The following is an 8731-nucleotide window of genomic DNA, read 5'->3' as shown; positions in this document are numbered from 1 at the left end:
CGATGCTTTAGTTGAAAGGACAGTTAGGATAACACAGGATTGTAAGTGAGCCGAAGCTTACCACAACCTGACCTCTATACTATTCGCAACCCCGACAAACTTGGTAAACGTTTACAATCATTCAATCCTTACAGCAGCCTTTGCTAAAGATACAACGGTGTTCTCTAGTCCAGAACAGACTCTACCTTAGAGAGTTGCCACTGTTCTTGATGCATCCTTGACTACTTCACCCTATTACACAACAGAAATGCTGAGATTACCAGCGGTTACCCTAGGGTCGGTCATGCAATTAGATTCAACGTCGGGGATACCTCTCCTATCTATCGGCTATTGTCGGCTATTGACAGACAAGGCTTGGAGCGCGCGATAAATCTCGACCATCGCCAGGGTATCAAGCCGGCAGTAGTCCCGCAGGTCTCGCATCCGTTCAGCTTTGCTCCCCTCATCGGAGCAGCTTAGCATGGTGTCCCAAACCGCTTGAGCTTGGTCGCCGCGCTGCACCGCTAGGTCTTGATAGCTAAGATGGGGCACCAGCACCGGCAACACATATTTGATCGAGGTGGAACCGCGAAACCCAGGGTGCTTGTAGTGATATTTGAAGATGTCTTCTAAATCCCAGAGGCGATCGCTGATGGACTCCAGCAATGTTGCTTGGTCAGGAAAATCTTGGGACAGCCGACGCAAAATGCTGGCTTCAAAAGACTTATGGTAGGCAACCACCGAGCCCGCTGTGATATCGGTCAGCAGGGCAGCGATCAGAGGTGGGCGGGGATCGGAGCGATCGCCATGGAGATAGTCTCGATGCTCTAAGGATCCATCAGCATGGAGAATGTGGCAACTGTATTGAAAAGGAAACGGGGCGTAGGGTTTGAGGGGAGCAAATCTGGGAATAGCGGGGTTGTGGGTCTCAAAGTCAAAAAAGTGGATGGGATAGTTTAACTCCGCCAGGCTAGAGGCGATCGCTGCGTGATCAATCGTCGGCTGTTGGGTCAGGACTCCGTCTACATAAGCACGCTGTAGAGACGTGAGCGGATAGTCGGCAGGCAGATCAGCGATCGCTAGGATGTTTTCCGCAACCAGGGTCTGTTTCTTCTTCCAGTCCAGTCGAGGGATTGTGAAAATCGACGGCTCCGGCACCGATTGCCAACAGTCTGGTTTGAACGGGCAGGGGTTGGGCGCATCACAATGCTTGCCAATAGCCAGGGTGGGTTCAATTGGCTCGCTGAGATGCTGCTTGAACTGAGCCAGGTGGGTTGGGATCTTGGGGAGGATTGCCTCGACATCGGTGGTGACGTCAGCGATCGCAAACAGATCGGTCAAATCTGGGAAACAGCAGGTTTGGGTATTGAGATGCATCAGTTTGACGGCGGGAAGCGATCGCCCCAGCCCTCTCAGAACATAGGTCTGAATGGCAACATCCCAAACATGCTCACCCTTGGGTCTACTAGAAGACTTAACCTCAATCAGCTCCCACCCCTGGGAGGTGTGCTGAAGAATATCGCAGCGGACAAAGACACCCTCAAACTCAAAGGCAGCTTCAAACAAACAGGTAGCACCAGAGGCGATCGCCCGTTGAGTCGCTTGAATAGCCTCGCTGGTCGATGCGCCAATCAGTACACCGTCGGGAAACTGCTGACGGGCATAGCGTCCAACCTCCTGCCCCTGATCCAGAATGTGCTGTTGCGCCAGGGACATGGGCTGTGAGGCAGACTGCTTCACCTCTCGCCAAAGGCGTTTGGGGCACTGCAGCCCCGCCATCACCTGTGATTTGCTGATTGAACCTGTCATCGAGCCACTCCCCAACTTGGCTGGTCAGCCTTAGGGTACCCAAGACCTGCCCAAGTCTGTGGAAATCTGGATATGCTTAGCGCTGCTTCCTCTTCTTGGTCAATCCATAGGGGTAGCAATCAATTAGATGTATTAATAGGACTAGCTATTCCACCGTGACACTCTTCGCCAAGTTTCGGGGCTGATCCACATCCAGACCCCGCCGCGCCGCAATGTGATAAGCCAAAAACTGAAGCGGAATCACTGTCAAGATGGGAGACAGCAGTTCTTCCACCGCTGGCACAGGCAAGATATTGTCAAACACCTCTTGAGCTTCCTGATCATTCATCGGCGTCACGCCAATCAGCCGAGCATCCCGAGCTTTAGCCTCCTGGGCATTGGACAACACTTTCTCGTAGATATCCCCCGGCATAGCGATCGCCACCACCGGCACCTTGGCATCCAGCAGGGCGATGGGGCCATGCTTCATTTCACCAGCCGGATAGCCCTCAGCATGGATATAGCTGATTTCCTTGAGTTTGAGCGCCCCCTCTAGGGCAATAGGGAAGTTGATGCCCCGGCCTAGGAAAATAAAGTCCTGAGTTTCGGCAAAATCATGGGCTAGCTCTTCAATGTAGCGCTCCTGGCTTTCCAGAATCAGCTCCATCTCCGATGGCAGTTGCCGTAACCCCGTGGCGATCGCTTCTAGACGCTCTAGGGAGGCGGTGCGACGGCGGTAGGCTAAATCCAGCGCCAGCATGTAAAAGGCAACCAGTTGGGCGGTGAAGGTTTTGGTCGCCGCTACGCCAATTTCAATCCCGGCGCGGGTGTCTAGCACATAGTTGGCCAGGGTGGCTAAGGTGCTATCGGTACGGTTGGTGATCCCCAAAATGGGAGGGCGATCGCTAGGATTGAGCGCTTGCCGCCGCTTCAGCTCCATATCCAACGCAGAGAGAGTGTCAGCGGTTTCCCCCGATTGGGTGACGCCAATGGTTAACGTGTGGGGAGTAAGCGGCGGCGGCGCATAGCGAAATTCCGAGGCGTAATACACCTGGGTGGGAATGCCCGCCAACTGCTCCAGCAGGTATTTGCCCACCAAGCTGGCGTGCCAACTGGTACCACAAGCCACGATCTGAATCGCATTGAGATGGTCATACAGCGAATCGTCTAGGCCAAGCTGCACCGGAGAGCGATCGCCCTGGTCGGCTGTCCAGTCTGGCGTGAGATAGGCTTCTAGGCTAGAACGCACCACGCCCGGTTGCTCATAGATCTCCTTGAGCATGAAGTGTTTGAACCCCTGCTTCTCCACCATGATCGGGTTCCAGTTGAGGGTGCGGGGAAACTTCTTGAGGCGATCGCCCTGGAAGTTATACACCTCAGCTCCAAGGGGTGTCAGACGAGCCATTTCGCCATTTTCCAACACCAAGACTGCTCGGGTATGGGCGACTAGGGCTGGCGTGTCTGAAGCGCAGAAAAACTCGCCCTGCCCAAAGCCAATAGCCAAGGGAGCCTGCTGCCGCACGGCCACAAGTTCATCAGGATAATCAGCAGAGACCACCGCTAGGGCAAAGGCTCCATGGAGACGGTTCACCGCTTGCTTGATCGCCTCTAGGAATGGCGATTGCTGGGAAAGCGATCGCCCTACCGGTGCCGGATTTTTCATGCATTCGGCAATCAAATGGGGAATCACTTCCGTATCGGTATCGGAGCGAAATTCGTGCCCCTTCGCCTTGAGTTCGTCCCGCAGGTCGCGATAGTTTTCCACGATGCCGTTTTGAACAACCGCGATCCGATAGGCCGTATCCATATGGGGATGGGCGTTATATTCCTCCGGCTTGCCATGGGTGGCCCAGCGAGTGTGACCAATGCCCACCCGCGCCGGATTTTCTAGACCCGCCAGTTTTTCTTGCAGATTGAGGAGTTTACCCTTGGCGCGAACGCAGTGAATTTCGCCTTCAAAGACGGTGGCAATACCCGCCGAATCGTAGCCGCGATACTCTAATTTCTTCAGCCCTTCTAGCAAAATCTGGCTAGCGGCTTGGGTGCCAATATATCCAACGATTCCACACATAGTTCCCACTCCTCACGGGTCATCCAACTCGTTAGCCAATGCGATCACGCGATCAATTGAAGCCTATTGTAGGCGATCGCTCTTCCGTCCCTCTGGATCCAATCGTCCCCTGGATCCAATCGCCCCCGATCCCAATCGCCTAATGAAACAGCCAACTGGTGAAGGCATATTTTTGACCCTTACGCACAGGCAGAGAGGCATGGGGATGGGTGAAATAGGCGGGAAAGAGCAGCACAGCTCCCGCCTGGGGCTGCACCGTCACGCCTTGGCGATCGAAATAGGTTTCGCCGCCCTCAAAGCCATCATTGAGATAGCCCACCACGCTAATATCCCGAGTGGGAATGCCCTGCTCCACTTCCTGAAAGCGGCTCGACAACAGCAGATTATCCACATGGCGCTTGTAGAACTGCCCTTCCCGATAGCGCAGAATAGTACAGGGTTCGGCATAGGGAAACCGCACGCCGTAAGACTCAAACAGCAACCCTTGGGCGATCGCCAGCCGCATCATAATCAGTTGATTGGTAGAGTCACCAAGGGGGTTCGACTGGCCGAGCTTCAGCATGTCATTGCTGCGCACCTCATTGTCAACACTCTCGATCAAAATGCCCGCTGCTTGAAACTCACAGGTTTCGGCAATTTGGATCAAATGCTGACACAGGCTGGGATCTAACAATCCCTCCACCAAGAAAATTTCATCGCCCAAGCGGGTAAGCTGATGCGCCGCCATGACCGTCCTCCCGTCCACAGATGAGTTCAATACGTGAGTCGCAACAAATGGGTAACAACAGATGAGTTGTACCAAGATCAGGGCGATCGCCCTTCGTTCCAATTCTAGTCATCTCCCAGCTTGGATGCCCCCATGACGCTGTGCTGCCCCAACGGGTGACTCTTTGTTTCGAGCCCTGCCGCTGGGGATCCGGATGATCAGGGGCAAGGAGCATCCTAGATGTGGGTCTAGGTATGAGAGCTGTGGGACTGGATGCGGGTGAGACGTGCGCCGAGCGATCGCCCCATGCCGCCTGGCTAAGATCGCCGGTGCATCACCTTGGGGGAGAATGCGCTAAACTGTCTGATGAGCAGTGCTGGGCTGTTTATCTGTTCGCCTGCTCATGTTAGGACATCATTTCGATTGAAGTGGGTCGGTGCCCACTTTTTTTGTGTCTATATGATGTTGTAAGGATGTCGCACGGTCTGACGCACCACCCCAGATTAGCTGAGGTGTAGGGGTTGTACTGTTGTGTTAAGCCTAGGCATGGGGCATGGCTAAATCTGACACATCACCTTTTGGGGAGGCAAGGCACCTATAGCTATAGAACGCCTTTGCCGACGATGTGATCTAGAGTCTAGGACGACCCCGCTCATGATTCGCTGGTTTTCTATTGGTTTTTGCCGTTACGATGACGCATCCCCTCACTCCACACATCCTCGACTTGGCGATTCCGATCGCAGACTCCCTCGGGCTAGAGTTGGTCACTGCGGTGTTTTACACCAATCAAAGTCCACCGGTGCTGCGCCTGGATATTCGCAACCTATCCCAAGACACCAGCTTAGATGATTGTGAACGCATGAGCCGGGCCGTTGAAGCGAGCTTAGATGCCTCTGAATTAATTCCCGATGCCTACGTTTTGGAGGTTTCCAGTCCAGGCATTTCGCGATCGCTAACCACCGATCGCGAGTTCATCTCCTTTAAAGGGTTTCCGGTTTGCCTAATGTTGACCGAAGCCTATAAAGGACACAAAAGTTTTTCAGGCAATCTGATTGAACGAGACGAGGAGTGTATTCACATTAACCAAAAGGGACGGGCGATCGCGATTCCTCGCCACCTCGTGCAAACCGTTCAACTCAGCGATGCAGGCAGTGAATAAGCCGTGATTCTCCAGTCCTCAATCCCTAGTCATGTTCTTATGAAGGGCGATCGCCCACCCCATCGACCCTGTCTTTCTCGTCCTACTCACCCCTGAATACCGGAGGCTATATCTATGTCTATGGTCAATCTTCCTGGACTACAGGAGATGATTGATAGCATCAGTCGGGAGCGCAACCTACCCAAGCACGCCGTGCAAACAGCTCTGCGTGAAGCCTTGCTGAAAGGGTATGAACGCTATCGCCGCACCAATCGTCCGGATGATGCTCATTTTGATGAAGAGTACTTCAATAATTTCGAGGTAGAGCTCGATATCGAAGAAGAAGGATTTCGAGTATTAGCCACCAAGACCATTGCCGAAGCCGTATCCAACCCCGATCATCAAATCGCCCTGCAAGAGGTACAAGAAGTAGCGGCTGAAGCTCAGCTTGGCGATACGGTAGTGCTTGATGTGACCCCGGAGCAAGGGGAGTTTGGGCGCATGGCCGCTATTCAAACCAAGCAGGTGCTAGCCCAAAAGCTGCGGGATCAGCAGCGCAAGCTTGTTCAAGATGAATTTAAAGATCTAGAAGGCACCGTCCTGCAAGCCAGGGTACTGAGGTTTGAACGGCAGTCGGTGATCATGGCCGTCAACAGCGGCTTCGGGCAGCCCGATGTGGAAGCTGAACTGCTGAAGCGCGATCAACTCCCCAACGATAACTATCGCGCCAATGCAACCTTCAAGGTGTACCTCAAGCGGGTGTCGGAAGGGTCACATCGCGGCCCCCAGCTTTTGGTATCCCGCGCAGATGCGGGTCTGGTGGTTTACCTCTTTGCCAACGAAGTGCCCGAAATTGAAGATGAAGTGGTGCGGATTGTGGCCGTGGCCCGAGAAGCGACACCGCCATCGCGATCGGTGGGTCCTCGCACCAAAATTGCGGTAGACACCCTAGAGCGAGATGTGGATCCTGTGGGAGCCTGCATTGGGGCTCGGGGCTCTCGCATTCAGGTGGTGGTCAATGAACTACGGGGCGAGAAAATCGACGTGATCCGCTGGTCTCCCGATCCCGCTACCTATATTGCCAATGCCCTCAGCCCAGCTCGGGTCGATGAAGTGCGGCTAATGAACTCGGAAGATCGCCAGGCCCATGTCCTAGTTCCGGAGGATCAGCTCAGCCTTGCCATTGGCAAAGAGGGACAAAATGTCCGCTTAGCAGCCCGGCTTACCGGCTGGAAAATTGACATCAAAGACACGGCTCGCTATGACTACGATGCCGAAAATTTGAAAATGCAAGAACTGCTGGAGGCTCGTCAGGCTCGTCAAGCCGAGCTAGACGCGGAGGATGAAGAGTACGAAGACTATGACGATGAGATGGAGGAAGATCAAGACTCTGAAGCAGCGATCGCCCTCAACGACGCGTCTGATGCTGATCTCGATGAGTCCGCCCCTGCGGAGGCTGCTGCAGACATCAGTGATGTAGAGAACGATCTAGAGGATGACGAGATGGCAGCGGATGATGATGCCGATTTAGAATCCTCCCGTGCTGATGGGTTTGGTGTTGAGCAAGCCTCTGCCACAGAGCGTCCCCAGCCCTAAACCTGCCAACATCCGTCACCTGCCTGGGTGTTTTATAGGCGATCGCCTAGAACATCCATCGCCTAAATCTGCGAGGGGCAGGTGACCCAAGTTCAAGATCCGTAGAGCACCATACCGTAGTGCACCATCGCGATGAAGCCCAACGATCGCCGCTGCATCAGTTGTCGAAAAGTTGATCAAAAAGAGTATTTCTGGCGAATTGTCCGAGTTTATCCATCTCGGACAGTACAATTAGATCAGGGCATGGGGCGCTCCGCCTATCTTTGCCCATCTTCAGACTGCCTTAAAGCAGCTCAACGTAAAGACCGCTTAGGGCGATCGCTTAAAGCTACTGTTCCTGATACGATCTATCAGGTATTGTGGCAGCGTCTATCCCACAACACTGCTGCTCAATCCATGGGCACAGATAGATCCCCGTCATCAAGCTCCTAAAATCTTAAGCTCCTTAGCTTCTTAGGTACCTTGTACGATTACAGATCACCGTGGAACATCAAAGATTGCATGGCACCCATGACATGGCAACAATCGATGGATGCAAGGGATCGATATCTTTAAGCATATTGCTTATGAAGCCTACAGGTTCATGCTTCCGGTCAGCTTTCCTCATAGTTCTCTCGTCGTCAGATGTCATGGCACTGACCCACTGTCATAACTAAACAAGCTTACGCAGTCATTAGAGTGCCGCTATAGCTCCATCATGACGTGGATCGCGAGAGGTCTACATCACGGCCCTAGTGGGCCGTTTCAGTGCAGTTGCCCTAAGCTGGATTATGATAGGCCGGCATAGTTGCACAAATGTTTCATCAACCAGTGACATGACGTCCTGACAGAGTGAATCACGATGGTGCAGCATTCGTTACGATCTAACTATGCAGTTTCGTAGAAAGCGGTAGGTCGCTATGTAACAACTAGGTGGTACGCAGAGGAACGAGTGGATGAATAACGGAAAAGTTAGAATTTACGAGCTATCGAAAGAGTTGAATTTGGAAAATCGAGACATTTTAGCCTACTGCGACGAACTCAATATCGCAGTCAAAAGCCACAGCAGTACGATTACGGAAGCAGAGGCGACACAAATTCGTAGCGCCGCTGAGCGTCGCCCCGTCACTCACTCCTCCTCTAGTCGTCCCGCCCCCTCCCCAACCACTGGAGGGAGCGCCACCGCTAGTGCTGCCAAGCCTCTAGGTGCCCGCAAGCCTGTTAAGAAGCAGCAGATTCTAGAAATCCGTCGGCATCACTCCACCGCCTCTGATGCACCCAAGCCACCGGAGCAGCATCCAAAACCAGCCATGCCGGAAGACGAACCTGCCGCATCTGCGCCACCGCTGCGCCCACCTGCCCGTCCATTTGTTGCTTCACCTAACGATAGTGAACCAGTAGATCACGAGGTTCATGGAATCGATCAAAATGGGACTGCTCAACCTGTGCCGACTGAATTGCCAAAACCCATCGC

Annotated in this window: 6 protein-coding genes; 3 read left to right on the top strand and 3 right to left on the bottom strand. The window is 53.5% G+C overall.

Features of this window, described 5'->3' with window-relative positions; genetic code table 11:
* Nucleotides 1–327 precede the first annotated feature (327 nt).
* The 3 genes from V6D20_00790 to V6D20_00780 all read right to left on the bottom strand — a co-directional run bounded on the left by V6D20_00790 (nt 328) and on the right by V6D20_00780 (nt 4565).
* Nucleotides 328–1788 carry a DUF2779 domain-containing protein gene (locus V6D20_00790; protein HEY9814334.1) on the bottom strand — a complete coding sequence of 487 codons (1461 nt, stop codon included), beginning with the start codon at nt 1786–1788 and terminating at the stop codon, nt 328–330.
* A 145-nt stretch (nt 1789–1933) separates the two neighbouring features.
* The gene (glmS, locus tag V6D20_00785) at nt 1934–3838 is read right to left on the bottom strand and encodes a glutamine--fructose-6-phosphate transaminase (isomerizing) (GenBank protein HEY9814333.1); all 1905 of its coding nucleotides are present in this window, start codon (nt 3836–3838) and stop codon (nt 1934–1936) included.
* A 139-nt stretch (nt 3839–3977) separates the two neighbouring features.
* Nucleotides 3978–4565 (bottom strand): 2OG-Fe(II) oxygenase, encoded by a 588-nt coding sequence (locus V6D20_00780; GenBank protein HEY9814332.1) that lies wholly within the window; start codon nt 4563–4565, stop codon nt 3978–3980.
* Nucleotides 4566–5235: 670 nt separating this feature from the next.
* Between V6D20_00780 and rimP the strand changes: the two genes are divergently transcribed.
* From rimP to V6D20_00765, 3 genes are all read left to right on the top strand, one after another.
* Entirely contained in the window at nt 5236–5703 is a 468-nt protein-coding gene (rimP, locus tag V6D20_00775) for a ribosome maturation factor RimP (GenBank protein ID HEY9814331.1), read from the top strand.
* Nucleotides 5704–5817: 114 nt separating this feature from the next.
* Nucleotides 5818–7278: a transcription termination factor NusA gene (gene nusA / locus V6D20_00770; protein HEY9814330.1), complete on the top strand. Its 1461-nt coding sequence runs from the start codon at nt 5818–5820 to the stop codon at nt 7276–7278.
* Nucleotides 7279–8213: 935 nt separating this feature from the next.
* A partial coding sequence (locus V6D20_00765) for a translation initiation factor IF-2 N-terminal domain-containing protein (GenBank protein ID HEY9814329.1) occupies nt 8214–8731 on the top strand: 518 nt, incomplete at its 3' end.

This window comes from Candidatus Obscuribacterales bacterium (assembly GCA_036703605.1).
In the GTDB taxonomy this organism is placed as follows: domain Bacteria; phylum Cyanobacteriota; class Cyanobacteriia; order RECH01; family RECH01; genus RECH01.
The sequence above is the reverse complement of the archived record's forward strand: the minus strand, read 5'-3'. Positions and strand labels throughout refer to the sequence as shown.